This window comes from Pseudomonas sp. NPDC089996 (assembly GCF_044748405.1).
In the GTDB taxonomy this organism is placed as follows: Bacteria; Pseudomonadota; Gammaproteobacteria; order Pseudomonadales; family Pseudomonadaceae; genus Aquipseudomonas.
The window spans coordinates 186558-210825 of the sequence record NZ_JBIVGA010000010.1 but is presented as its reverse complement, the minus strand read 5'-3'; the positions used below and the strand labels follow the sequence as shown (position 1 = coordinate 210825).

Below are 24268 nucleotides of genomic sequence, written 5' to 3'. Positions count from 1 at the left end.
CCATGCAGGCGCCCGTCGATGGCTTCGTCTACGCCTCGCTCGCGCAGCTGATGGCGCTGGAGCATCGTGTCGGTGCGCTGAGTTTCGTCGCCCGCCAGCCGCTCACCAGCATCCTCGCCGGCGGCCATGCCTCGCGCCTGCGTGGGCGCGGCCTGAGCTTCGACGAACTGCGCCGCTACCAGCCGGGTGACGACCTGCGCCACCTCGACTGGCGCGCCTCGCTGCGGTTCGGCAAGCCGTTCGTGCGCACCTTCACCGAGGAGCGTGATCGCCCGACCTGGCTGCTGGTGGACCAGCGCATGAGCATGTTCTTCGGTTCGCAGCGCAGCTTCAAGTCGGTGGTGGCGGCGGAGCTGGCGGCCCTGTCGGCGTGGATGGCATTGCGTGCGGGTGACCGGGTGGGCGGGCTGGTGTTCGATGACCAGCAGGTACGCCAGATACGCCCCTTGCGCAGCCGCGCCCGTGTGGAAGCGCTGTGCGCAGCGATCGTCGGCAGCAACCAGGCCTTGTCCGCCAGTGGCCCCGACACCGAGAACGAACGGCAGCTGGACAGCGCCTTGCGCCAAGCCATTGCCCTGGCCGGGCATGATGCGCTGGTGTGCATCATCAGCGATTTCGCCGGGGTTTCGACACAAACCTTGCAGCTGCTGCGCCAGCTCAGTGCGCACAACGACGTAATCGCCATGCAGGTCTACGACCCGCTGGCGCTGCGCTTGCCTGAACAGGGCCGGGTCAACGTGACCCAGGGCGAACTGCAGGTGGAGATGCAGATCGACCGTCGCCAGGTCAGCCGGCCCTTGGGGGAGTATCTCAGCGGACGCTTGCAGGACGTGGCAGAGCTGCTGCGGCGCAGCCAGATTCCGTTGATGATGTTCAGTACCGGCGAAGAGCCGCTGTTGCAGTTGCGCCGTGAACTGGGGCGGCTGCCCGGAGGTGGCCGATGACCACGCCGGTGGTGCCGGATATCGCCCAGCTGCAGGAGTTGCCGCTGGCGACGCCGCCGTTCAGCTACATGCCGCAGACCTGGGGCTGGTGGGTGCTGCTGGGCGTGCTGGCGCTGGCCTGCGTGGCCTGGGCAGTGCGCAGCCGTCGGCGTTGGCGTCGGGAGCGTTACCGGCGCGAGGCGCTGGCGTACTTCGACCAACTGGTGCAAGGGGTGACCGACTCGCAGCGGCGCTTGCAGACGCTGCGTGAATTGCCGGTGCTGCTCAAGCGGGTAGGGCTGTCGATGCCCGATGCGCCGCCCGTGGCTACACTGGCAGGCGCCCAGTGGCAGGCATTTCTCGAGGCGCGGGCGAGGGCACCGTTACCCGCAGATTTCGCGGCCCGCCTGCACACGCTGAGCTATGCCCCGGCAAGTGACGTGCTGGCCATCCCGGAGCCGGAGATCAGCACGGTGTTCGCCCTGAGCCGGCAATGGATCGAGACCCATCATGTGGCAGTTTGACTATCCCTGGGTGCTGGCCGCGCTGCCGCTGGCGTGGCTGGCCTGGCGCTACCTGGCGGCCTACCGCGAGGCACGCAGCGCCGTGCGGGTGCCGTTTTTTGCAGCCATGAGCCGGGCAGCGGGGCTTGCACCGCGCACCGATACGGGCGGCCGACGCTGGCAAAGCGTGCTCAACCTGGCGGTCTGGGCCTTGCTGATAGCGGCCTGTGCCCGGCCGGTCTGGGTCGAGCAGGCCATCGAACACAACCAGCCAGTGCGCGACATGATGCTCGCCATCGACATCTCGCAATCCATGGAAACCCGCGACTACACGGCGGCAGACGGCACCCGCAGCGACCGGCTGAGCGTGGTCAAGGACGTGGTGCGGGACTTCATCGCCCGACGCAAGGACGACCGCCTTGGCCTGATCGTGTTCGGCACGGGCGCCTATCCTCAAGCACCACTGACCCTCGACCATGGCAGCCTGCGGGTGCTGCTGGACGAGGTGGGCATCGGCATGGCCGGCCCGAACACCGCGCTGGGCGACGCGATCGGGCTCAGCATCAAGCTGTTCGCCCAGGCCCATGAGCAGGACAAGGTGCTGATCCTGCTCACCGACGGCAACGACACCGGCAGCGCCATCACCCCGGCCCATGCGGCGCGCCTGGCCAAGGCCCAGGGCATCGTGGTGCATACCATCGGCATCGGCGACCCTCAGGCCAGTGGGGAGGCCAAGGTCGACCTGGCGCTGCTGCAGGACATCGCCCGGCAGACGGGCGGGCGGTTCTTCCGCGCCGATGACCGCGACGCTTTGCAGCAAGTGTACGCCACGCTCGACAGCATCACCCCACACGAGGTGAAGACCCTGCGCCACCAGCCCAAGCGTGACCTGTTCTGGTGGCCGCTGGGTGCGGCACTGGCGATGCTGGTGGTCAGCCATGTACTGGCCGCCGGGCTTGGCAGCCGATCGTTGGCACGGGGAGGGTAGGATGGAATTCGACTTCAGTGCGTTCCACTTCCTGCGCCCGTACTGGCTGCTGCTGATCGTGCCGGCGCTGTGGCTGCCGTGGCTGTGGACGCGCCGGCATGACCTGAAGCGCCAATTGGACGGGGTCATCGCCCCGCACCTGGTCGCCGCACTGGTCATCACCCCTGAACAGCGCCAGACCCTGCGCCCGGTGCACTTGCTGGCACTGCTGCTGGGCCTCGGCGCGCTGGCCGCTGCCGGGCCGACCTGGACCGAAGACCGGCCAGGCTTTCTCGACAACCGTGCTCCCCTGATCCTGGCCTTCGACCTGTCGCCTTCGATGGACGCCGACGATGTGCCGCCGACGCGCCTCATGGCGGCCAAGCACAAGATGCACGATCTGCTCAAGCGCCGTGCTGGGGCGCGCATAGCCTTGATCGCTTACGCCGGTAGCGCCCACCTGGTGCTGCCGGCCACGCAAGACCCTGGCCTGCTGGACAGCTTCATGCAGGCACTGGACACCTCGCTGATGACCAGGACCGGCAGGGATGTACCCGGTGTCATCGACCAGGCCAAAACGCTGCTGGCAGCCGAAAAGGTACCGGGAACCCTGGTACTGATTACCGACGGCGCCGATGCCACGCAGTTCGACGCCGTCAGCGAACACCTGAAGGGCAGTGACTTGCAGGTGCTGGTGCTGGCTGTCGGCAGCCAGGATCGTGGCGTGCTGCATGACCGCCAGGGGCGCCCGCGCGTGGGCAGCGATGGCCGGCCGTTGCTGGCGAATTTCGACGCCGAAGGCTTGAAGGGCCTGGCCCGCGCCGCCGATGCACCCTTGGGTAGCCTGACCCTCGACGATGACGACCTGGACTGGATCGAACTGCATGCCCAGCGGCACTTCCAGGCCGTGCAGGACGAAGGCAAAGAAGTGCACTGGAAGGACGCCGGCTACTGGCTGTGCTGGCCGCTGGCGTTGATTGCGCTGTTCTGCGTGCGCCGTGGCTGGCAGGTGCACTGGCTGGCGGTGGTGCTGATGCTGTTGGCCGGCGCACCGCAAACGGCACAGGCAGGGGGCTTGGCCGACGCATTCCTGACCCCCGACCAGCAAGGGCGCTGGGCCTTCGAACACGGCCACTACCCTGAGGCGGCGGCGCATTTTCAGGACCCTTACTGGCGTGCTGTAGCGGCCTACCAGGCAGCCGACTACCAGGCCGCGCTCGCCGACTTTGCCCAGCTGGACACGGCATCGTCGTATTTCTACCTGGGCAATATCTACGTGCGGCTGTTCAAGTTCCCCGAGGCGATTACCGCTTACCAGCAAGCCTTGCAACGCCAGCCGGCGTTTCCTCAGGCCACCGCCAACCTGGCGCTGGCGCAAGCGCTGCAAAAAGATTACGACGATCAGCAGAAGGCTGGAACACCCGACGAAAAAGCCGACAAGGTGGTCGAAGACCAGACCTCGAGCAAAGGCGGCCAGGAACGCCAGCAAACTACCGCAAAGGCCGCGTCCGATGAGGCCTGGCTAAACAACCTGACGACTTCGCCGGCGCAGTTCCTCAAGCGCAAGTTCGCGTTGCAGGATGCGGCACGCCAACCTTCTGGAGCGTCACCATGAGCCGCCTGGTCATCCTGTTACTGCTTAGCCTGCCTTGGTGTGCCTGGGCAGACCCGGATGTGCGGGTACAGAGCCGCCTGGTACCCGCGGACGGCGCTCTGGTCGGCGCGACCGTAAGCCTGCAGGTTGACCTCCTGGTGGACAGCTGGTTCACCGCCGCGCCGGTACTGCCACAGCTGCAGCTGCCAGGGGCCGTCATCACGCCACCCAACGGTGAGGCCCAGCATCTGAACCAGACGATAGACGGCAAGGCGTTTTTCGGGTTGCGCTACACCTGGCAAATCACCCCACAGGTGGCCGGGGCATTCCGCATACCGGCGCTCAGTTACCAGGTGCAACCGGGGCCGGGCAACGTGCCAGTCACCCTCACCAGTAAGCCACTGAGCTTCAGCGCGAAGGCCTTGGCCGGTGCTGGCGATCAACCCCATCTGATTGCAAGCAACGTGAAGCTGAGTCAGTCCATACAGCTGTCGCACGACCCGCTGCGGGTCGGCGACAGCATTACCCGCACGCTCAGCCTGCAGGCAGAAGGGGCTCAGGCCATGTCGATGCCGGCACCGGCATTCGTGCAGATCGCCGGGCTGAAACGCTACGTGCAGCCTGCGCAGGTCAAGCCGTTGAGCGATGGCCGGGGGGGCACTGTCGGCGGCGCGCGGGAGGACAGCGTGACCTATGTGGTCGAGCGGGCCGGCGCGCTCACACTGCCCGCCGTCCAGATGAAGTGGTGGGATTATGCCGGCAATGCCCATGATGCCTCGGTCGACGCGGTGTCATTCAATGCCGCCGCCGCAGAATACCGTGCGCCGTTTTCCATCGACGACGACTTGCGTGCCCTGGGCCAGCAGGCGCGAATCAAGGTGGGTGGGCATTGGCTGCTGATCGTTGTGGGCGTGCTCGCTGGCACGCTGTCGGTCTGGCTGTGCCGACGCTGGTTCGAACCCGCCCGTGGCGCGTGGCGTGCCTGGCGTGAAAAACGCCGGCAGCGTTGGCTGGATTCGGCGGATTTTGCCTGGGCAGGCATGGCGCGGCAGCTGCAAGAGCAACCGCCACGCCTGGATGCCTTGTACCTGTGGGTACGTCGCAGCAGTGGGAAACAGACGCTGCAAAGATTTTTTGAGCTTTTCCCCGACACGGCTGACGTTCGTTGCCTAAACTTGCTCGAGATTCGCTATAGGGAAGCATCGGGCGGTGAATATGTACCCGCCGACCTTATGGAAAACCTGCGCCGAGTTCGGCAACGGATCAAGCACGATAACGCCGCCCACCAGCATCCTGCTTTGAAACCGCTGAATCCCTGACGCCTTCAGGGCCATGACAAGGAGTTGCCATGCTTACGCTGCCTCGCCTGACTTGGTTGTTGAGCCTCTTGTTGCTGGCCCCGCTGGTCTCCCAGGCTACAGAACCCTTGCCTTCCTGGAACGATGGGGCCTCGCGGCAGGCCATCGTCAGTTTCGTCGATACCGTGACTGAAGCGGGTGGCAAGCACTATGTGCCAGTGCCGGAGCGCATTGCGGTGTTCGACAACGACGGTACCCTGTGGAGCGAGCAGCCGCTGTATTTCGAGGTGATGTTCTCCCTCGACGAGGTGCGGCGCCTGGCCCCGGACCACCCTGAATGGAAGACCGAGCAGCCGTTCAAGGCCGTGCTCGAGGATGACCGCAAGGCGCTGGCCGATAGCGGCATGGACGGCATGTTGAAGATCGTCGCAGCCACCCACGCTGGCGTCAGCACCGAGCAGTTCATTGCCCGCACCCGGCAGTGGCTGGCCAGCGCGAAACACCCGAAAACCGGCAAACCCTACACCGAGATGGTCTTCCAGCCCATGCTCGAGCTGCTGGCCTATCTGCGTGCCAACGGTTTCAAGACCTACATCGTTTCCGGCGGCGAGGTCGCCTTCATGCGCGCCTTCGCCGAAGAAGTCTACGGCATCCCTCCCGAGCAGGTGATCGGCACCACCCTGGATGCCCGTTTCGTCGACGCCGAGGGTCAGCTTTCAGTCCTTCGCCAGCCCAAACTGCTGCACAACGACGATGGGCCGGGCAAACCGGTCAGCATCGATTCGATCATCGGCCGCCGGCCGCTGCTTGCCTTTGGCAACTCTGACGGCGACCTGCAGATGCTGCAATGGACTAAGGCCGGTCCGGGGCTGCGCTTCGCCGGGCTGGTGCACCACACCGATGCCGCACGCGAGTGGGCCTACGACCGTGACAGCAAGGTCGGGCGCCTGGACAAGGCGTTGACGATAGCCAATGACCAAGGCTGGACGGTGGTCGACATGGCCCGCGAGTGGCGACGTATCTATCCCTTTGATCAGATCAAGTAAGTGTAACCAAGGACCGCAGGCGCACAGGGAACCAGCTAGGCAGTCGGCACTCACGTGCACGTAGTCGTGGCGCATGCCAATAACGTGAAGCGGAGCAATGACCTTATGAACCGGAGCAGTAGAAGGTGGATAACGACCATGACCCTGGCTGCCAGCACGGTGCTGAGTGCCAGTTTTGCCTATGCCGCTGACAAGCCGAACATTCTGGTGATCTTCGGCGATGACATCGGCCAGACCAATATCAGCGCCTACGGTAAAGGCGTAGTGGGCTATCAGACGCCCAACATCGACCGCATCGCCAAAGAAGGCATGATGTTCACCGATTACTACGCGGAGAACAGCTGCACCGCCGGGCGCTCGACGTTCATCACGGGCCAGGCGGCCCTGCGTACCGGCCTGTCCAAGGTTGGCATGCCGGGCATTCCGGTCGGCCTGCAGGCTCGCGATGTCACCATTGCCCAGGCCCTCAAGGCCCATGGCTACGCCACCGGCCAGTTCGGCAAGAACCACCTGGGTGACAAGGACGAGTACCTGCCGACCAACCATGGTTTCGACGAGTTCTTCGGCAACCTCTATCACCTGAATGCCGAGGAGGAGCCTGAGCGCGAGTACTGGCCCAAGGATGACGCGGACTTTGTCAAGGCCGCATCGCCACGCGGCGTGATCAAGTCCAGCGCCGACGGCAAGATCGAAGACACCGGGGCGCTGACCAAGAAACGCATGGAAACCATCGACGACGAAACCACCCAGGCGGCGATCAACTTCATCGACAAGCAGGTCAAGGCCGACAAGCCGTTCTTCGTCTGGATGAACACCACGCGCATGCACGCCTTCACCCACGTGCGCGAGGCCATGAAAGGGCAGAGCGGCATGATTGGCAACGAGTATGCCGACGGCATGGTCGAGCATGACGGCGATGTCGGCAAGCTGCTCAAGACCCTCGATGACTTGAAGGTCGCTGACAACACCATCGTGGTCTATACCACCGACAACGGGCCGAACCAGTGGTCCTGGCCAGACGCCGCCACCACGCCATTCCGCAACGAGAAGAACTCCAACTGGGAAGGTGCCTACCGGGTACCCGCCATCGTGCGCTGGCCAGGCAAGATCAAGGCCGACACGGTCTCCACCCAGATGGTTTCAGGGCTGGACTGGTTCCCGACCCTCTTGGCCGTTGCCGGTGACACCGACATCAAGGACCGTCTGCTCAAAGGCGCCGACGTGGGTGGCAAGAACTTCAAGGTGCACCTGGACGGTTTCAACCAGCTGGATTACCTGACTGGCAAGACCGACAAGAGCGCACGCACCGAGTTCTACTACTTCAACGACGATGGCGACCTGGTAGGCATGCGCTACAACGACTGGAAGGTGGTGTTCTGTGAACAGCGCGCGCCGGGCGGCTTTGCAGTCTGGAGCGAGCCTTTCACCTGCCTGCGGGTGCCCAAGCTGTTCAACCTGCGGATGGACCCGTATGAGCGGGCTGACATCGTGTCTGACCAGTACAACGACTTCCTGACCAAGAACGACTACCTGGTGTTCGACGGTGTCCGCCGCGCGGCAGCGTTCCTGCAGACGTTTGTCGACTACCCGCCGAGCCAGCGCCCGGCAAGCTTCAGCATCGACCAGATCCGTGCTGATGTGGACAAGAAGATCGAAGAGAAAATGAAGAAGCAATAATGAGGTGACCGGCGCCCGTCACTGACGGGCGCTTCCTTGTTCTGCCACTCGGGCTGACACCCGATAAGGTCGATAGATGCGCGCAGTTGCAAGTCCATCCCATCGTCACGCTGCTGACGCCGATTCGGCAACGCGCAGCCATCCCTTGCAAGTCTTTGTGCCGGCCGGCCTGCTGTTTATCTCCGGCACGGCGGCGCTGGTGTATCAGGTGCTGTGGGTCAAGCAATTGTCCCTGGTCGTGGGGGTGGAGGTGTACGCCATCACCGCCGGGATCAGTGCATTTTTCATCGGCCTGGCCCTGGGTGGCCTGGCCTTCGGGCGCTGGGCCGACCGGCTTGCGCGCCCGGTCGGGCTGTACGCCAGCCTGGAACTGGCGGTGGCCGTGCTGGGCGTGCTGGCTACCCTGGCACTGGCCAGCAGTGCAGGGCTGTTCGCCCGGCTGGAAGCGAGCATCGGCCTGCTGGCCTGGGTGCTGCCGTTCTTGCTGGTCGGTGTTCCGGCTTTCTTCATGGGCGGCACGTTACCGGTACTGATGAGGGCGCTCGCACCCGGCCAGGGGCAGATGGCCGAGGCGGGCGGGCGCCTGTATGCGGCCAATACCGCTGGCGCCATTGCCGGGACGTTGCTGACGGCGTTCGTCTTGCTGCCGGGCCACGGCGTTACCGGCAGCGCGCTGATCGCGGCCGGGCTCAACCTGCTGGCCGCCGGCGGCGCCTGGCTCTATCGACGCCGTGATCGACAGCTGCCACTTGCAGCACAGCAAGGCCCGGTGTCCAGAACGGGGGCAGCGCGCCTGGCCATCGCCTTGTACTGCGTGGCGGGTGGCGTGGCGCTCGGTTACGAAGTGGTCTGGACCCAGTCCATCGTGCAATTCATGAGTACCCGCGCCTTCGCCTTTTCCGTTGTGCTGGCCACCTACTTGCTGGGCCTGATGCTGGGCAGTGCGATCTATGCGCGCCGCGCCGACCGGATCGGTGATCCGTGGGGCCTGTTCGGTTTGCTGATCGCCCTGGCGGGTTTGCTCGCACTGTTGCTCGTGGCCGGGCTCGGGCGTTGGTTGATCGTCGCCCAGAGCGAGATCGAAGCGCTGGTCCTGCAACTGACAGGCAACCCGCTGGCAGGGATGTCGGCACGGTTCGCCAGCGCCGCGCTGTGCGTGGTGTTTCTGCCGACGACGCTGCTCGGCGCGGCGTTCCCGCTGGTATTGAGGCTGGCCGTCGACCGTGACCAGGTGGGCCGCGATGTCGGTACCGTGGTGGCGTTGAACACCCTGGGCGGCATTGTCGGAGTGATGCTGGTGGGCTTCGTGCTGGTACCAGGGCTGGGATTGGTACGCACCTTGAGCGTGCTGGCAGTGCTGGCCGCCGTGGTCGGGTGCCTGGCGATGTGGCGCGGGCGGGCAGCGCACAAGTGCTTGCGCATGGCCATCCTCGGCGTCGCCCTGACCACCCTGGTGGTCGGGATACTGACCCCACCGCAAAAACTGGCCGAGCTGCTGCCCGGTGCGCGCAGCGGCCGTATCACGTTCTATGAAGAGGGGCGCGGCGGCACGGTGGCAGTGGTCAGCCAGAAACGCCCGGGCGGCGCCTTCAACCGCTTGTACATCCAGGGCGTGTCGAACACCGGCGATGCCATGCCATCGCTGCGCTACATGCGTTTGCAGGCCCTGCTGCCGCTGCTGATCCATAACCGCGAACCGCGTTCGGCCCTGGTGATCGGCTTCGGCACCGGCATCACTGCTGGCGCCATGTTGCGCTACCCAGGCCTGCAGCGCCCGGTGGTGGCGGAGCTGCTGCCCGAGGTACTGGCCGCGGCGCCGCTGTTCAACGGCAATTATGGAGCCGTGAGCGACCCGCGCCTGGAAATTCGCCTGCGCGATGGCCGGCGGGAACTGCTGCGCAGCAGCGAGCGTTATGATCTGGTCACCCTGGAACCGCCGCCACCGTCCGCCAGCGGCGTGGTGAACCTCTATTCACGGGACTTCTATGCGCTCGCAGCATCGCGCCTGGAGCCCGGTGGCATCGTCGCCCAGTGGCTGCCATTGCCGACCCAGAACGAAGAGGACTCGCGTTCGCTGGTGCGCAGCTTCCTCGATGTGTTCCCGCATGCCAGCCTGTGGACCACCGAGTTCCATGAAACGCTGCTGATCGGCTCGCTCGAACCGCTGCAACTGGATGTTGCACGCATCCGTCAGCGTTTTGCCCAACCGACGGTGGCCGCAGCGCTCGCCGAGGTTGGCGTGGATTCGGTGGAGGCCCTGCTGGCCACCTGGCTGACCGACAGGGAAGGGCTTGAGCGCTTTGCCGGGGACGCCCCGGCGGTGACCGATGACCGCCCACGCATCGAGTATGCGCCGTGGGTGCGCACACGGGAGATTACCCGCGTGCTGCCCTCGCTGCTCGCACTGCGCACGCCACCGCCCTTGCAGGGCGGGGATGACAGCTTGCGGACGGCCGTCGAGGCGCGCTGGGGCTTGTTGAGCAAGTTCTATGGGATAAGCCTACTGGCTTACCAGGGTAACCGCCAGGCATGGGCGCGTGAGGTCCGGCAACTGATGCAGGCGGACGGCGCTAACCCGTATTACCGCTGGTTCTTCGCTGCTGGGCAGTGATGTTTCTTCCAGAGGAGACGATCGCATCATGGCACCGCGACGTGCATCTGCTCGCAAGACTACAGACGCCAATGTACCGAGCCAGGTATTTCGCGCGCGCGAGGAGCGCCTCGCCGATGGCAAGCGCTTGCGCGCCACGGTGCCTCGAGAAAGCCATGGCAACTGGAAGCCCGCGATCAAGCGCGACGTGATTGCCCTGCTGGAAAATTCCAACCGCGACCGCCTGCAGGAACTGGTGCCCATCCGCTATGGGCGCATGCTGCGCAGTCCCTTCACCTTCCTGCGCGGCTCGGCGGCACTGATGGCCCATGACCTGGCCCAAGGTCCGAACATCGGGGTCAATGTGCAGGCCTGCGGCGACTGCCATCTGCTCAATTTTGGCCTGTTCGCCACGCCCGAGCGCAACCTGGTGTTCGACCTCAACGACTTCGACGAAACTCTGCCGGCACCTTGGGAGTGGGACATCAAGCGGCTGGTCGCCAGCTTTGCCGTGGCGGCCCGCGACAATGGCGCGGTCGACGCTCAGGCCCACAAAGTTGCGGTGGCCTGCACCCGGGCTTACCGTGAGCACTTGCGGCGTTTCTCGAAGATGAAGCCGCTGGAGGTCTGGTATTCGCGGCTGGACGCGCAAACATTGATGGATACCGCGCCCGACGCCAAGGCCCGCAAATTCCGCCAGCAATTGTTCGATCGCGCCCGTGAGCGCGTAATGGAAAGCGTGTTTCCGAAGATCGCAGGGCAGGTGGGTGGTCAGCCGCGTATCGTCGATCAGCCACCGGTCATCCAGCATGTCGATGAACCGGACTTTCTGGAACGCGTGCGCAGCAGCTTGCAGGCGTATCGGCTGAGCCTGTCTGACGAGCGCCGGGTACTGCTTGACCGCTATCGCCTGGTGGATGCCGCGCTCAAGGTAGTCGGCATCGGCAGTGTGGGCACGCGCTGCTATATCGGGCTGTTGTTCTCCGAAGAAAACCACCCGCTGATCCTGCAGTTCAAAGAGTCCTGCCGCTCGGTGCTGGAGCCTTATGCGGGCAAGAGTCAGTACGACAACCAGGGACAGCGGGTGGTGATGGGCCAGCGGCTGATGCAATCGTCCAGCGACATATTTCTGGGGTGGGTCAGGGGGCCGTCCGGGTACGACTTCTTTGTCCGGCAATTGCGTGACATGAAAATGTCGATACCACTGGAGCACATCGACATCGAACAGCTGGAGCGCTATGCCGACTTCTGCGGCATGACCCTGGCTCGTGCCCACGCCAAGTCCGGCGATGCAGCGACCATCAGCGGCTATTTGGGCAAGAGCGACATCTTCGACCAGGCCCTCGGTGATTTTGCGCTACTGTATGCCGAACAGACCGAGCTGGACCATGAAGTGCTGCTCAAGGCTGCTCATTCTGACCGGGTGAAAGTGATCTACGAAGAAGACTGACGGTCGTAGGGGGCAGGGTAGACTTGATCGCATGTGATGCGTCATAAGCTCAAGTCTGCATTTGCATCAGGCACCCTGAGTCCGGCGCGCTGGCCAACGTTTCCAACTGCAGTGCATGGCGGGCACTGCCACCACCGCGAGGCAGCGAGGCCAGCCGGCGTTGGCTGCGGTGCCGGCCGCAATGAACGCCTCGGCTGCGGCGCGGGTGCTGTCGGTCAACTCTGCTAGCACCAGCGGCTGGGAGGAGGGCATCTGTACCGGCTCTGTCAATTTCATCTTGATCAACGCTGCAATAGGTTCGGATAACCTGTGGCTTATCAGACCTAATATAGCGAGGTGAGGGAGGTGCTGTCAGTATTCAGATTCGGAACTGCTCCCAGATGCGCGCCCGATTAACGCAGGTCCTGACCTACCAAGCTGGCGTGATTCGAGCGCACGGCAGCGCCGATACATACCGCTTCGGCGCTAATCTATTAACAACTGCGAGTAGTTAAAGTTGTGACCCGTTAACTATTTATCCACACATTGAACCGGCTTAGCCTGCTCGACCTTTTCACTACCTGAGTCAATTCAATGAATACGTCGAGCCACCATTTCAGCCATGTAGTACGTCATCGTCGATCCATGCGTGAGTTTCTGCCGCAGGCGATTCCTTCCGAACTCATCCAGGCGGTGCTAGAAGACGCCCAGCAGGCCCCCTCCAACTGCAACACTCAACCATGGCAGGTCCACGTGGTGTCAGGCGCTAAACGTGACGAGCTCGCTATGGCACTATCGGCTGCTGATGATGCCGGGCGCTTCACCCCGGACTACTACTTTGATATGACTGAATACCCTGAAATCTATGCGGAGCGGGCTCGATCCAGCGCGAAAGCGCGTTACGATGCCATCCATGTCACTCGTGAGGATAAAGAGGGCCGTGCTAAAGCTATGCGTCAGAACTTGAATTTCTTCGGCGCGCCCCATGTGGCCTTACTCTTCATGCCTGCGCTAGGGGACAGCGTTCGGGTGGCCAGTGACCTAGGCATGTACGGCCAGACATTCTTGTTGTCATTGACTGCTCATGGATTGGCAGGTATCCCGCAGACGCTTTTGGGAATGTATGCCGATACTGTCCGCGAGGTGCTGGGCATCGACTTGGATATGAAAATGCTTTTAGGTATTTCTTTCGGCTATGCAGACCGAGCTGCAGCTGCCAATGACATCACCGTAGGTCGAATTCCGGTTTCGCAAAGCGTAACCTTCCACGGTTAAGATCAACTCCTCTCGACGTCCGATTTTCTTACCGGGCGTCGCCTAGGAGTACAGAAGGTTGCAGTTGGAGTTACCTTCGGCGATCACGTGGCAAGCCAGTGTTTCCGCAGATCGTTAGCCAAGCTGATCGGAGAAATCAAATAGGGGTTGTAAAGGATCGTCATATGGTTAAGGCCGAGGTGGATGTCCTCAATACCCTTGATTGTTTTCAAGATCTTTGTCTTGATCCGCGTGAGCTGTTCCTGAACCGGCAAGTTGAAATTTTTCGCGGTTACGTCGAAGTGCAGGTAGTTCCCTCCGGGAAAGCAGATTTGCGGAGTAGGCAGCGGGCTCGCATTCATGTTGAACCTCCTAAGTTACGCAGGCGATGGGACCACGTAATGGACCCCATCGCCACAGCCAGATTTAGCGGTGGCTAACCACAACTGCTGGGTTATCTACGGGGGCTGGGGGTTGTTGAGCCCAGATACCCTGGTCGATATTCACATCCTGAAAAGCACTAACAGTCAGGACTGGTTCGGTAACACCCGCTTTACGTTGCTTGTCGTAGTCTGCGAGCAGCCTGAGGCCAACCTTGCACAGCAGCGTCAGAGCGATCAAATTTACCAAGGCGGAAAGGGTCATGGTGATGTCGGCAAACGCGAATACTGTTGATAGGTCTTCCATCGAGCCCCAGAGGATGAGTGCTAGCACGACTGCGCGGTAGCCCAAAAGGACCTTGCGGCTTTCACCAAGGATAAACTTGAGGTTGTTCTCGCCGAGGTAGTAGTTGTAGAGGATCGAGGTAAACACGAACAATGCCAGTGCAGCGCTAATGAAAATGCGCCCCCAGTCGCCCACAACCGCAGCTAGTGAGTTTTGGGTCAGAACCAGACCGTCACCGGCAAAGCCGGCGGTGTAGAAGCCGGACAGCAGGATCAGCAGAGCAGTGCAGGTACAAATGACGAACGTGTCGAAGAACACGCTAAACGCCTGTACTACACCTTGAGAAATTGGGTGTCTGACCTCGGCCACTGCCGCGACGTTTGGAGCACTGCCCAGGCCGGCTTCATTGGCGAACACGCCGCGTTTGACCCCCATCACGATGGCGCTGCCAATGAGGCCGCCGAAAGCCTGGTCCAGGCCGAAGGCGCTTTTTATGATGGTCAGCAGCATCATTGGCACGTGATCGAACTGCAAAACAATCACGTAGAGTGTTACCGCCACGTAGGCTAGCGTCTTCACCGGTACCAACAGGTCTGCCACCTTCGCGATACGCTTGATGCCGCCTACAAACACCAGGCCCAGCACGACGGCCAGGACGATTCCCGAATGAGTAGGATCGATGCCGAAGGCATTTTGTAGGGAGTGGGTTACGGCATGCGATTGCAGTCCGTTGAATGAAAAGCCAAAGGTGACGATGAGCAAAATTGCCATTAGTACGCCGAGCCATCGCTTATTCAGCCCGTATTCAATGTAGAAGGACGGTCCGCCATAGAATTGGCCGCTGGCATCTTTACGCTTGTACAACTGGGCCAAGCTACATTCCATAAGCGTGGTCGCCATGCCAACCAGAGCTGTGACCCACATCCAGAAAACAGCACCCGGACCACCCATTGTTACAGCAACCCCAACGCCGGCAATGTTGCCTGCACCTACCCGGCCCGCGAGGCTTAACATAAGCGCTTGAAACGAGCTAATTTGCGCTGAACTGCTGGTGAGGCTGTCTTTAAAAACTTTAAACATGTGCAGGAAATAGCGAAGCTGCACAAAGCGTGTCTTGATGGTGAAATAAGTACCTAGTCCGACGACCAGGACGATGAGTAGCTTTCCCGAAAGAAAACCATTGATGGCTTCGAGCATGGCGCAACCTCATTGTTATTTTTACTGGGGTAGTGCGAGCTTCACGCAGCCGACTCAGCCGCGTGGTAAAGATATGATCCGCTCAGGCGCGGTCTTGCAAAGCCTTGATGTACTTCCACATCAGGGAGGGATTCGAATACATCGGGAAATGACCGCAATCAGGGATGCACGCCAGTTCCACACCTTGTGCAGCGATATGGTCGAGGTAGGACAGGTGTGAGTTGGTTATCCCATACATGTATTGGCGCGGGAAGGGTAGTGCGAGGAACTTGTCCATCAACTGAGCATTGTCGGACAAGTCCACCATTGATTCGAAAATGCCACGCACTGCGCCGGTCCGTACTTTATTCGCGAGGCTGGCGGCATAGAGTGCACTTGCAGGATCAGAAGCCAACCGGGTGCGATTGATAAAATCACGGAAGAAGCCCGCGTCGTCCTCACGATCATGATCATGGATCTGCCGACTGAGGAAGCAATCCTCAGGTGCGATGTTGCCTTCGATATCAACGAAGCTTTGAATGCGATCAGGCTCTTCGTTAGCCAATACCAAGCCGGTCAGCCCCCCCATGGAATGGCCTACCAGATGAAACTTGTCGAATCCGAAATGCCTGAGCACGGCCTGCGCGGTTTTCACGAGGAATGAGATGTTGATGCGCGAGAGGTCGGCGCACTCCGTTTCACCGCAGCCTGGCGCATCATAGGCAATGAAGGGGTGTCCTTCAAAAGACGCCTGCAGGGTGATATCGGCATAGTCCTCTTTTGTAGAACCGAATCCGTGGAGGAACAGGATGGGCGTTTTTGGCCCGGTGCGGTGTATCACCGCCAGATCGAGCTGCACACCATCGATGCTCAGTGGGATTTTCTCGTACGTGAAGCGAGCTGCATGGGACACGGATACAAACTCCTATAACAGAGTCCCCAATGTTGAACGAGCCAAATGATTTGTAAAATACGAAGCCACGAACCCTGTCATACGCCCGGCCTATGATAGTAAATCTTGTCTTGCATCGTCGATCATTGCCTCCACCAATGGGTTTTTGTGCTCGCTATGCCAAGCCATGGCAGTGATCACCACTTTTACTTCGGGATGCAGAGGGCGGATGACGACGTTCTCCGGCGCGAGTTTACCCATAGACGTCGGGACTAATGCGATGCCCTGACCGCAACTGACAAAGGCGACTTGTGAAGATACGGACCGCACCTGGTGGACGATGCGCGGTGCGAAGCCGCTGGCTTTGCACTGCCCAACCAGATAGTCGAAGTACACAGGACTCACATCCCGTGAAGCCATGACCAAGGTTTCGTCCGCGAGGGATTGCAGAGAGATTGACTCTTTGGCAGCCAGGGCATGGTCTTTGGGCAGCGCGACAGCCAGCCTATCTTCGGACAACGGCAAGGATTGAATATGACGACCGAGATTCCCTTCCAGGCGTGCGAATGCAATGTCGATATCACCCGCCTCCAGTGCGGGTATGGCTTCCGCGCTATCTATCTCTCGAACCGATACCGTAATCAACGGATGGTTCTGTTTGAAGCGCTCGATCAACGGGGGTAGCACGTCGATCATGGCCGATGTAATGGCCCCGATGGTCACCACGCCGGCATGGCCTGCGACGGCTTCGTGAACCGCCAACTCTAGTCGCTCAAGTTGATCAGCGAATTTCCGGACCGCGGGAAGAATCGCGGCGCCGGCGGCAGTCAGCTGTGCTCCGCGACGAGAACGGGTAAAAAGTTGAACGCGTAGCGACTGTTCGAGCGCCTGGATCTGTTCGGTCAACGGCGGTTGCGACATACCCAACCGCTTGGCCGCGCGACTGAAATTTTGGTCTTCTGCCACAGCCAGGAACAGCCAAAGGTGGCGTATCAAGCGAAAGTTGATCACGGCGCTTTTCCATAGGTTTAGGATATAACAAGCTTAGCTTCTTCGTAATATACGTATCAAATCTCGGCGCCGATACTCAAGCCTCACCTACAAGAGGCCTGCAACAGATGAGCTTGAAAGCCCCGCTTGAACGCCTGGCTGCGCTCGATACCAACACAGTGTCGGACGCTCTGGACTTCCTCCAACTGCCTGGCGCCACTAACGGCCTGCTGCCGCTCTGGAACTGCCCCAAAATTGTCGGCCGAGCCAGCACCGTGCAGTTGGGGCCAAAGCAGGACGTGGCGCCCACCGTTCACCTGATTACCCCGGTCGTGGAGCAGATCACCACCGATGACCGCGTGCTGGTGATCGCCGGTGGTGTCGACGGTATCTCCAGCTGGGGCGACATCCTGGCCAACGCAGCCCAGCGCAAAGGCATTCGTGGCTCGATCATCGATGGCTTTAGCCGCGACATCCGCGGCAGCGCAGATATCGGTTACCCGGTCTTCGGCCGCGGCGTGACCATGATCAGCGCGCGCAACAGGCTCATCCAGATCGATGCAGCCGTCAAAGTTCGCATGGCTGGTGTTGAAGTTGATGAGGGCGACTATGTGATCGCCGATGAATGCGGCACCGTTTTCGTCCCGGTCAATGCCATCGAGAAAGTGCTTGATTTGGCCGAGCGTATTGACCGGCGTCAAGCCGGTATGGTGGACGCTGTCCGCGCCGGTCGCTCAGTCGAAGAAGTCATGCACGACACGCAATTCGAAGCCATCAAGGTGGAGCACTGATATGAGCCTTTCTGATAAAGACCTGGTTGCCCTGTTCGAAGGCTTGGATACCCCGGGTGTTTCCGACGCGATGGATAAACTGGGCCTTCCAGGCCAGGCCTTCGATATCGCGCCTTTGGCAAACTACAGCCAGGTTGTGGTCGGCCCTGCCTTCACTGTTCAGTATGTCAGTGCGAGCACACCGCCTGGCACTGTCGGTGACTTCATTGATGAAGTAGCACCAGGCGATGTGGTGGTCATCGCCAATGACGGCCGTACCGATTGCACGGTGTGGGGCGACATCATGACCCAGTACGCACTGGCCCGTGGTATTGCCGGCACGGTCATTGACGGAGTCTGCCGCGATGTGAACAAAGCGCTGGGCGAGGGCTACCCGCTGTTCAGCAAAGGCCGTTTCATGCGTACCGGTAAGGACCGCGTGGAAGTCGTGGCTGTAAACCAGCCGGTGTCGGTTGGCCGAGCTCGAGTTTGCGCCCGCGACATCGTTGTCGCTGACGCCAACGGTGTCGTCATCGTCCCGCGCAATCGTGCGCAGGAGGTCGCTGAAACGGCACGTCGTATCGAACATGTCGAAGCGAAGATCCGCGAACAGATCGCCACTGGCATGAGCCTCAAAGAAGCGCGTGCCGCCCTCGGTTACCACTCCCTGCAGAGCAAACAGCCATGAGCCTTCCACACGATTATCAGAACATTGCAAAGGTCCTTGGTAGTTCCACCCTGTATGAGGCCTCTGGGCTGCCATCTGCAGTCGACCGCGCGATTCGCGCTGTCTGGAAGGGCGCCTTCATTGCCGCACCCGCTTACCCGCTGCAGTGTTCGCCTGGTGACAACCTGGGCTTGCACTTGGCGGTGGCAAAAGCGCCGCGCGGTAGCGTCCTGGTCTGTGATTGCGCCGACTTCATCGCTGGCTACTGGGGTGAAGTGCTCACGGTGGCGGCGGAAGCCGCAGGCATTGTCGGTTTGGTAATCAATGGCGGCGTACGCGACATCGCTGCGCTTGAAGCGCATGGCTTCCCAGTGTTTGCGCGGGGTATATCGGTCAAAGGTACCGTCAAGGCGACTACGCCTTCAGTAGGTAAACCGTTCGACTTCAGCGGTGCGCAAGTAAGCGCCGGCGATCTGGTCGTCGCGGATGAGGACGGTGTGATCATCATCCCGGCGGATGCAGTCGAACGCACGCTACGCGAAGGCCAGAAACGTGCGGACAAAGAAGCAGCGTTCATGGCCAAGCTGCGCGAAGGTCACACCACCATGGACCTGATGGGCCTTACTCATCCGGAGGAACACGCGTGAGCCTGGAAACGCTGAACCGTCGCTTGGAGGCTGCCAAGCCTTCGGCAACCTACAAGATCATCGATCGCGTGGCTGCGCGACGCGCAGAAGGGGCGACGATCATTTCGCTTTGCGCGGGTGAGCCTGACTTCGATACGCCGGAGCACATCCGTGCCGCAGCCATCAGTGCGATCAACAATGGTCACACTCGCTACACCCAGGTGGCCGGCCTTCGGGCACTGCGGGAAGCCATTGCGCGCAAGTACCAGCGTGAGAATGGTCTTGACGTCAGCTGGCAGGACACGCTGGTTTGCAGCGGCGGCAAGCAAGTCATCTTCAATGCCCTGGCCGCAACCCTAAACGAAGGCGACGAAGTCGTGATCCCGGCGCCGTACTGGGTCAGCTATCCAGAAATGGTTGAGCTGTGTGGTGGCGAGTCGCGCATTGTTGCCTGCGGCGCCGGATCGAGCTTCAAGTTGACCCCGCAAGCACTGGCCGAAGCCATCGGCCCGAACACCCGCTGGTTGATCCTGAATTCACCGTCCAATCCCACGGGCGCCGTGTACGATCGCGACGAACTGCAAGCGCTGGCTGAGGTGTTGCTGGCCCATCCGCAGGTTCTGATTCTGGCTGACGACATCTATGAGCACCTGATTTTCGACAACCGTGACTTCCTCACGCTTGCCCAGGTTGAACCACGTCTGGCTGCACGGACGTTGACCATGAACGGCGTGTCGAAAGCCTATGCCATGACGGGTTGGCGAATCGGGTTTGCTACCGGTCCCCGCTGGCTGCTCGAGGCGATGGAGAAGCTTCAGGGGCAGCAGACCTCAGGTGCCTGTTCCATCTCGCAGCACGCAGCAATTGCTGCCCTCGACGGTCCGAAAGACTTCATCGCTCATAGCCGCGAAGTCTTCCAGCAACGTCGCGACTTTATGGTCGAACTGCTCAACCAAGCGCCGGGCATTAGTTGCGAAGTTCCGGGAGGAGCTTTCTACGCTTTCGCCGACTGTTCTGGGCTGATCGGCAAGCGTTCTCCCGCCGGTTGTGAGTTGGTTAATGATGAGGCGGTGGCCCTGGCGTTGCTAGAAGAGGCCAACGTTGCAGTTGTTCAGGGCAGCGCTTTTGGTCTTTCTGGCTACCTGCGCATTGCTTACGCGCTCGATGACGATTCTCTGCGTGCGGCGTGTCAGGCTATCCACCGCTTCTGCGAGGACGCGCGATAGCTAGATAACCACGCCGAAGTAGAGCAGCGAAAGGCTGCACCTCCTCAATTGCATACGTGCGATACAGGTGGTGCGGCCTTTTTTTTTGGACGCAGTCAATGTCCGCTCTGGGCTGGTGCTGCCAATCAATCTAATGACTCAAAAAGGAGCAGAAACACATGCTGTTTGAAAAGTTTTTCCTATCAAAGACGGGTAAAAAAACTCGTTTGCCTAAGTTTTTTCTATCGATGAACATAGCCACAAGGTCAAGCCACCCTGAGGAAAATAACAATGAACGGCTCACCATTTGGTATGTTATTTGTTGCATCTGACATTGATGCAGTGCATGAACTTGAATTCAACCGCTGGTACGACGAGGAGCATCTTCCGGACCGTGCATCGATGGCCGGAGTGATTAAGGCAACACGCTTTAAATCCCCATCCGATTCTCCAAAATACCTCGCGCTCTATTGGGCAGAGGGCATCTCTGCCTTCGACTGCCCGGAATATGCGCATGCGTTCAAGTACCAGTCTGTCTGGTCCAAGAAGATTCTTCCGCTCATGCAGAACCCCACCCGTCGCATCGGTGAAGCTTTCGGGCAATTTGACCAGCCTGGAGGGGACTGGGTTGCAGTCGTCGCAGCAGCCAAAGCAACTGAGCCTCGCTCGCTGAACACGCTTCATTCAGCGCTTGCCGAGATCCCTGGGTATATCCAGAGCTACGCTATAAGTCCGGTGCCAGCGCTGAGCTTGCCGTTGCCCCAAGAAGCCGGCAACCCGCGGCCGATGGCTCCCATGCTCATCGTGGAGTGCGCCAGCGAAAGTGCGGCGCGACAGGCTGCCGAATCCAGCCTGATCCATTTGCCCCCCGGTAGCACTCATTTTGGCGTGTATCAGAGCTTGAGCAAGGGCTCGGTCGGGGAGGTGCGTTGATGAACACTTCGATCGCATCCGCGGATCAGTCAGGCTCCATCAGCACCGAAAATTCTGGCAAGCGTGCCGACATCAGGCGACTCGCCGCTGCCAGCTCGATCGGGACTACGCTCGAATGGTATGACTTCACGGTCTACAACCTGATGGCGGCGCTGGTCTTCAATGTCATCTTCTTCCCTTCGTTCGACCCGTTGGCGGGTACCGTCATTGCGTTCTCCACCTACGCGGTAGGCTATGTCTCGCGCCCTCTGGGCGGGATCGTCTTCGGCAGCCTGGGCGACAAGCTCGGCCGGCGCTGGGTTTTGGTGGCGACACTGATCTTGATGGGGACGGTGACCGGGCTGATGGGGTTGTTACCTACCTATGAAATCTGGGGTATTTGGAGCCCGATCCTTCTGGTACTGCTGCGTTTCCTGCAAGGGGCGGCTATTGGTGGGGAGTGGGCCGGATCAGTACTGTTGTCCATGGAGCATGGCGAAGATCGCCATCGTGGTCGGAATGCTTCCTTCACACAGGTAGGTCCGGCCTGCGGGACCCTGTTGGGTGCCGGGTTCATTGCCTTGATCACTTTCGTCATGACGCCCGAGACGTTCCAGGAATGGGGCTGGCGTATTCCATTCCTGTCCAGTGTCCTGTTGGTGATGCTCGGATTCTGGCTGCGTCGGGGTGTAGATGAAACACCGGTATTCAAGTCGATCGAGGCGAAGGAAGCCAAAGTCGATGCACCGGTGCGGGAAGTGTTCGTTGGGCACTGGCGGCGGTTGCTGGTCGCAGGCGGCGCACGTATTGGCTCGGACATCGTCTACGCGTTGCTGGTGGTATTCACGCTCGCTTATGTGACCAACGTCCTGCACTTACCTCGTTCTACCGCGCTGACTGCCACGATTATCGGTTCCGTGTTCCATGCCGTCAGTGTTCCGCTGTTCGGTATGCTCTCCGACCGATTGGGGCGCCGGCCGGTCTACGCATTGGGAGCAGTGCTATCGCTTGGCTGGGGGTTTGTGTTCTTCGTGCTGCTGGATACCGCATCCCCCGTGCTCATCTGCCTGGCAGTCATTGTCGGCATGATCTTCCAGGCAATGATGTTCGGCCCCCAAGCTGCTTTCGTTACCGAGCAATTCCCCACTCGCGTCAGATATGCCGGATCGTCGTTGGCCTATACCTTGGCCGGCATTGTCGGAAGCGGACTGGCCCCACTGGTTATCACGGGAATATTCAAGGTATACGAGTCTTCGTTTGCAGTCAGCCTATATATCGCCGGCGGGCTGACCATCACCTTGATAGCGCTTGCATTCGCACGTGAAACCGCGAAGAAACCGTTGGAAGAATAATCCGAAATAGACAGGCAACTTCCTGATGCCCAATTGGGATTGCCTGTCAAAACTTCGCTGTGGGATCAAGCCATGCGAGATATAGACATTATTGAAACGCCTGCCGCCGAATTATTGTTTAGCCCGTCAGGGTGTGGTGCAGTGCTTGTTGATAGTTCCCACCCGGTGTTTTCGCCAAGTGTGCAAAGAAAGTTTTTCTCACTGGCGCGCGCACTGGAAACTGATCAACAGATCAGTGAACTGGTGCTCGGGGTGAACAACCTGTTGGTCATGTTTGACCCGCTCGTTAGTTCACCTTCGACGATTGAACAACTGATTCAGAGCCTTTGGCTGTATCCCGACGCGCCTCCTTCCACCCCCAGGGTTATGGAAATCCCGGTGAGCTACGGCGGTGAAGCCGCTCAGGACCTAGCCATGCTCGCCGAGCACGCGGGGTTCAGCATTGATCAGTGGATCGAATGTCACAGTAACGCAACCTATGAGGTGGCGTGCGTCGGCTCCATGCCCGGCTTCGCCTACCTGACAGGGCTACCCGCTGAACTGGCCAAACCCAGAAGAGCGTCGCCGCGGGCACAGCTCGCCAAAGGTACTGTGATTATTGGTGGGGCGCAGGCCGGAGTAATGCCGTGCACCGCACCATCAGGCTGGCACGCGATAGGGCGTACTGACGTCGATATGTTCGACATTCAAAGACAGGAGCCATGCCTGCTGTTGCCCGGCGATCAAGTCCGGTTCCTGATTCGGGAGGTCGCGTCATGATCGAAGTACTGAGTAGTGGCGCACTGAACCTGATCCAGGATCTCGGGCGCTCGGGGTGCATGGCGATGGGGGTGAGCCGCAGTGGCGCCATGGATGCGCCCGCACTGATGATTGCCAACTGGCTGGTTGGCAACCAGGAGAACGCTGCAGGGCTTGAAGTGAACATCTTTCCGATCCGTTTCAAGGCGGAACGCGAGCTACTCGTCAGTTGCACGGGTGCACACTGCGCACTGAGCGTGGATGGGCATCCCGTACCCAGTTGGACTTGCCTGGAGATCAGGCCCGGCCAACAGGTAGTGGTTGAGCGACCACGCTTGGGGGCCAGGGCTTACCTTGCGTTTTCAGGTGGTGTTGACGCACCGGTGCAATTGGGTTCCCGCGCGACAGATCTGAAGGCGGGTTTCGGCGGTCATGAAGGGCGGGGCCTCAATCGTGGTGACCGTCTTCGACTATTGCCCCAAAGCTTTTCGTTACCAGGACGTGCCATCCTGCCCCTTGAGCGTGTGCAGTATGCAGAGGCTATGCGCGGCCAGCAGGTGACGGTGCGGGCGATCGCGGCAGCTCAGGCTGACGACTTTTCCTCCGCTTCGTTGGACGCGTTCTATTCCACTCCCTACGAAGTCACCCCGCAGGCCAACCGCGTCGGTTACCGCCTGCAGGGCCAACCCCTGCAGACCCTTCGACCCATCGAATTGCTCTCCCATGGCATTGCGCCGGGCACTGTCCAGGTGCCGCCGGCGGGGCAACCCATCGTGCAACTGGCGGAAGCCAATACCTGTGGCGGCTATCCGAAGATCGCCACGGTGCTCGATTGCGACCTCTGGCGCCTCGCCCAAGCGGGCGTCGGCTGCAGCATCCATTTCGAGCTCGTCACTGTGGCCGAAGGCATCGAAGCCCTTGCCCAGCACCGTGCGGCGCTCGCGAACATTCAGCGACACCTGGACGTCAGTCCACCAGCCTGATTCGAGGAAC

Annotated in this window: 23 protein-coding genes; 18 read left to right on the top strand and 5 right to left on the bottom strand. The window is 60.8% G+C overall.

Features of this window, described 5'->3' with window-relative positions:
* The first annotated feature begins 2 nt into the window (after positions 1 to 2).
* The 9 genes from ACIPW4_RS19005 (at position 3) to ACIPW4_RS18965 (ending at position 12048) form a co-directional block, all read left to right on the top strand.
* Positions 3 to 944, top strand: coding sequence for a DUF58 domain-containing protein (locus ACIPW4_RS19005; protein ID WP_400660546.1), 942 nt, complete (start codon positions 3 to 5; stop codon positions 942 to 944).
* Positions 941 to 1447, top strand: coding sequence for a DUF4381 domain-containing protein (locus ACIPW4_RS19000; RefSeq protein WP_400660544.1), 507 nt, complete (start codon positions 941 to 943; stop codon positions 1445 to 1447). The genes ACIPW4_RS19005 and ACIPW4_RS19000 overlap by 4 nt, the downstream gene beginning before the upstream one ends.
* The gene (locus tag ACIPW4_RS18995; protein WP_400660542.1) at positions 1434 to 2414 is read left to right on the top strand and encodes a vWA domain-containing protein; all 981 of its coding nucleotides are present in this window, start codon (positions 1434 to 1436) and stop codon (positions 2412 to 2414) included. The genes ACIPW4_RS19000 and ACIPW4_RS18995 overlap by 14 nt, the downstream gene beginning before the upstream one ends.
* A 1-nt stretch (position 2415) precedes the next feature.
* Positions 2416 to 4008, top strand: coding sequence for a VWA domain-containing protein (locus ACIPW4_RS18990; RefSeq protein ID WP_400660541.1), 1593 nt, complete (start codon positions 2416 to 2418; stop codon positions 4006 to 4008).
* Positions 4005 to 5306, top strand: coding sequence for a hypothetical protein (locus ACIPW4_RS18985; protein ID WP_400660540.1), 1302 nt, complete (start codon positions 4005 to 4007; stop codon positions 5304 to 5306). The genes ACIPW4_RS18990 and ACIPW4_RS18985 overlap by 4 nt, the downstream gene beginning before the upstream one ends.
* A 29-nt stretch (positions 5307 to 5335) precedes the next feature.
* The gene (locus tag ACIPW4_RS18980; RefSeq protein ID WP_400660538.1) at positions 5336 to 6331 is read left to right on the top strand and encodes an HAD family hydrolase; all 996 of its coding nucleotides are present in this window, start codon (positions 5336 to 5338) and stop codon (positions 6329 to 6331) included.
* A gap of 138 nt (positions 6332 to 6469) precedes the next feature.
* A complete protein-coding gene (locus ACIPW4_RS18975) occupies positions 6470 to 8008 on the top strand; it encodes an arylsulfatase (RefSeq protein ID WP_400660537.1) in 1539 nt (512 codons plus the stop codon).
* A gap of 76 nt (positions 8009 to 8084) precedes the next feature.
* A complete protein-coding gene (locus tag ACIPW4_RS18970; RefSeq protein WP_400660536.1) occupies positions 8085 to 10619 on the top strand; it encodes a fused MFS/spermidine synthase in 2535 nt (844 codons plus the stop codon).
* 28 nt (positions 10620 to 10647) lie between these two features.
* The gene (locus ACIPW4_RS18965; protein ID WP_400660534.1) at positions 10648 to 12048 is read left to right on the top strand and encodes a DUF2252 domain-containing protein; all 1401 of its coding nucleotides are present in this window, start codon (positions 10648 to 10650) and stop codon (positions 12046 to 12048) included.
* 66 nt (positions 12049 to 12114) lie between these two features.
* Here ACIPW4_RS18965 and ACIPW4_RS18960 read toward each other — a convergent pair whose 3' ends face one another.
* On the bottom strand, positions 12115 to 12300 hold the full coding sequence (locus tag ACIPW4_RS18960; protein ID WP_400660532.1) for a hypothetical protein: 186 nt from the start codon (positions 12298 to 12300) through the stop codon (positions 12115 to 12117).
* Between the two features lie 321 nt (positions 12301 to 12621).
* On the opposite strand from ACIPW4_RS18960, the gene ACIPW4_RS18955 reads away from it, so the two are divergent.
* On the top strand, positions 12622 to 13302 hold the full coding sequence (locus ACIPW4_RS18955) for a nitroreductase (RefSeq protein ID WP_400660530.1): 681 nt from the start codon (positions 12622 to 12624) through the stop codon (positions 13300 to 13302).
* 83 nt (positions 13303 to 13385) lie between these two features.
* Here ACIPW4_RS18955 and ACIPW4_RS18950 read toward each other — a convergent pair whose 3' ends face one another.
* The 4 genes from ACIPW4_RS18950 to ACIPW4_RS18935 all read right to left on the bottom strand — a co-directional run bounded on the left by ACIPW4_RS18950 (position 13386) and on the right by ACIPW4_RS18935 (position 17026).
* Positions 13386 to 13643, bottom strand: a complete 258-nt coding sequence (locus ACIPW4_RS18950; protein ID WP_400660529.1) for a hypothetical protein — start codon at positions 13641 to 13643, stop codon at positions 13386 to 13388.
* 64 nt (positions 13644 to 13707) lie between these two features.
* Positions 13708 to 15144: an alanine/glycine:cation symporter family protein gene (locus ACIPW4_RS18945; RefSeq protein WP_400660527.1), complete on the bottom strand. Its 1437-nt coding sequence runs from the start codon at positions 15142 to 15144 to the stop codon at positions 13708 to 13710.
* 82 nt (positions 15145 to 15226) lie between these two features.
* The gene (locus ACIPW4_RS18940) at positions 15227 to 16036 is read right to left on the bottom strand and encodes an alpha/beta fold hydrolase (RefSeq protein WP_400660525.1); all 810 of its coding nucleotides are present in this window, start codon (positions 16034 to 16036) and stop codon (positions 15227 to 15229) included.
* 90 nt (positions 16037 to 16126) lie between these two features.
* The gene (locus tag ACIPW4_RS18935; RefSeq protein ID WP_400660523.1) at positions 16127 to 17026 is read right to left on the bottom strand and encodes a LysR substrate-binding domain-containing protein; all 900 of its coding nucleotides are present in this window, start codon (positions 17024 to 17026) and stop codon (positions 16127 to 16129) included.
* Between the two features lie 107 nt (positions 17027 to 17133).
* Here ACIPW4_RS18935 and ACIPW4_RS18930 point away from each other — a divergent pair, with 107 nt between their 5' ends.
* The 8 genes from ACIPW4_RS18930 (at position 17134) to ACIPW4_RS18895 (ending at position 24258) form a co-directional block, all read left to right on the top strand.
* Positions 17134 to 17796 carry an RraA family protein gene (locus ACIPW4_RS18930; RefSeq protein ID WP_400660521.1) on the top strand — a complete coding sequence of 221 codons (663 nt, stop codon included), beginning with the start codon at positions 17134 to 17136 and terminating at the stop codon, positions 17794 to 17796.
* A gap of 1 nt (position 17797) precedes the next feature.
* Complete coding sequence (locus tag ACIPW4_RS18925) at positions 17798 to 18463, top strand: RraA family protein (RefSeq protein WP_400660519.1); 666 nt, start codon at positions 17798 to 17800, stop codon at positions 18461 to 18463.
* Positions 18460 to 19089, top strand: a complete 630-nt coding sequence (locus ACIPW4_RS18920; RefSeq protein WP_400660518.1) for an RraA family protein — start codon at positions 18460 to 18462, stop codon at positions 19087 to 19089. The genes ACIPW4_RS18925 and ACIPW4_RS18920 overlap by 4 nt, the downstream gene beginning before the upstream one ends.
* Complete coding sequence (locus ACIPW4_RS18915) at positions 19086 to 20294, top strand: pyridoxal phosphate-dependent aminotransferase (protein WP_400660516.1); 1209 nt, start codon at positions 19086 to 19088, stop codon at positions 20292 to 20294. Before ACIPW4_RS18920 ends, ACIPW4_RS18915 begins: the two co-directional genes overlap by 4 nt.
* 270 nt (positions 20295 to 20564) lie before the next feature.
* Entirely contained in the window at positions 20565 to 21206 is a 642-nt protein-coding gene (locus ACIPW4_RS18910; RefSeq protein WP_400660514.1) for a hypothetical protein, read from the top strand.
* Complete coding sequence (locus tag ACIPW4_RS18905) at positions 21206 to 22537, top strand: MFS transporter (RefSeq protein ID WP_400660512.1); 1332 nt, start codon at positions 21206 to 21208, stop codon at positions 22535 to 22537. Before ACIPW4_RS18910 ends, ACIPW4_RS18905 begins: the two co-directional genes overlap by 1 nt.
* Positions 22538 to 22609: 72 nt before the next feature.
* Complete coding sequence (gene pxpB, locus ACIPW4_RS18900) at positions 22610 to 23296, top strand: 5-oxoprolinase subunit PxpB (RefSeq protein ID WP_400660510.1); 687 nt, start codon at positions 22610 to 22612, stop codon at positions 23294 to 23296.
* Complete coding sequence (locus tag ACIPW4_RS18895; RefSeq protein ID WP_400660508.1) at positions 23293 to 24258, top strand: biotin-dependent carboxyltransferase family protein; 966 nt, start codon at positions 23293 to 23295, stop codon at positions 24256 to 24258. The genes pxpB and ACIPW4_RS18895 overlap by 4 nt, the downstream gene beginning before the upstream one ends.
* Positions 24259 to 24268: the final 10 nt, after the last annotated feature.

What these genes read in the sequence shown, in the direction of transcription:
- ACIPW4_RS19005 (WP_400660546.1), top strand. Translation starts at nt 3, where the DNA reads ATGCAGGCGCCCGTCGATGGCTTCGTCTACGCCTCGCTCGCGCAGCTG.
- ACIPW4_RS19000 (WP_400660544.1), top strand. Translation starts at nt 941, where the DNA reads ATGACCACGCCGGTGGTGCCGGATATCGCCCAGCTGCAGGAGTTGCCG.
- ACIPW4_RS18995 (WP_400660542.1), top strand. Translation starts at nt 1,434, where the DNA reads ATGTGGCAGTTTGACTATCCCTGGGTGCTGGCCGCGCTGCCGCTGGCG.
- ACIPW4_RS18990 (WP_400660541.1), top strand. Translation starts at nt 2,416, where the DNA reads ATGGAATTCGACTTCAGTGCGTTCCACTTCCTGCGCCCGTACTGGCTG.
- ACIPW4_RS18985 (WP_400660540.1), top strand. Translation starts at nt 4,005, where the DNA reads ATGAGCCGCCTGGTCATCCTGTTACTGCTTAGCCTGCCTTGGTGTGCC.
- ACIPW4_RS18980 (WP_400660538.1), top strand. Translation starts at nt 5,336, where the DNA reads ATGCTTACGCTGCCTCGCCTGACTTGGTTGTTGAGCCTCTTGTTGCTG.
- ACIPW4_RS18975 (WP_400660537.1), top strand. Translation starts at nt 6,470, where the DNA reads ATGACCCTGGCTGCCAGCACGGTGCTGAGTGCCAGTTTTGCCTATGCC.
- ACIPW4_RS18970 (WP_400660536.1), top strand. Translation starts at nt 8,085, where the DNA reads ATGCGCGCAGTTGCAAGTCCATCCCATCGTCACGCTGCTGACGCCGAT.
- ACIPW4_RS18965 (WP_400660534.1), top strand. Translation starts at nt 10,648, where the DNA reads ATGGCACCGCGACGTGCATCTGCTCGCAAGACTACAGACGCCAATGTA.
- ACIPW4_RS18960 (WP_400660532.1), bottom strand. Translation starts at nt 12,300, where the DNA reads ATGCCCTCCTCCCAGCCGCTGGTGCTAGCAGAGTTGACCGACAGCACC.
- ACIPW4_RS18955 (WP_400660530.1), top strand. Translation starts at nt 12,622, where the DNA reads ATGAATACGTCGAGCCACCATTTCAGCCATGTAGTACGTCATCGTCGA.
- ACIPW4_RS18950 (WP_400660529.1), bottom strand. Translation starts at nt 13,643, where the DNA reads ATGAATGCGAGCCCGCTGCCTACTCCGCAAATCTGCTTTCCCGGAGGG.
- ACIPW4_RS18945 (WP_400660527.1), bottom strand. Translation starts at nt 15,144, where the DNA reads ATGCTCGAAGCCATCAATGGTTTTCTTTCGGGAAAGCTACTCATCGTC.
- ACIPW4_RS18930 (WP_400660521.1), top strand. Translation starts at nt 17,134, where the DNA reads ATGAGCTTGAAAGCCCCGCTTGAACGCCTGGCTGCGCTCGATACCAAC.
- ACIPW4_RS18925 (WP_400660519.1), top strand. Translation starts at nt 17,798, where the DNA reads ATGAGCCTTTCTGATAAAGACCTGGTTGCCCTGTTCGAAGGCTTGGAT.
- ACIPW4_RS18920 (WP_400660518.1), top strand. Translation starts at nt 18,460, where the DNA reads ATGAGCCTTCCACACGATTATCAGAACATTGCAAAGGTCCTTGGTAGT.
- ACIPW4_RS18910 (WP_400660514.1), top strand. Translation starts at nt 20,565, where the DNA reads ATGAACGGCTCACCATTTGGTATGTTATTTGTTGCATCTGACATTGAT.
- ACIPW4_RS18905 (WP_400660512.1), top strand. Translation starts at nt 21,206, where the DNA reads ATGAACACTTCGATCGCATCCGCGGATCAGTCAGGCTCCATCAGCACC.
- pxpB (WP_400660510.1), top strand. Translation starts at nt 22,610, where the DNA reads ATGCGAGATATAGACATTATTGAAACGCCTGCCGCCGAATTATTGTTT.
- ACIPW4_RS18895 (WP_400660508.1), top strand. Translation starts at nt 23,293, where the DNA reads ATGATCGAAGTACTGAGTAGTGGCGCACTGAACCTGATCCAGGATCTC.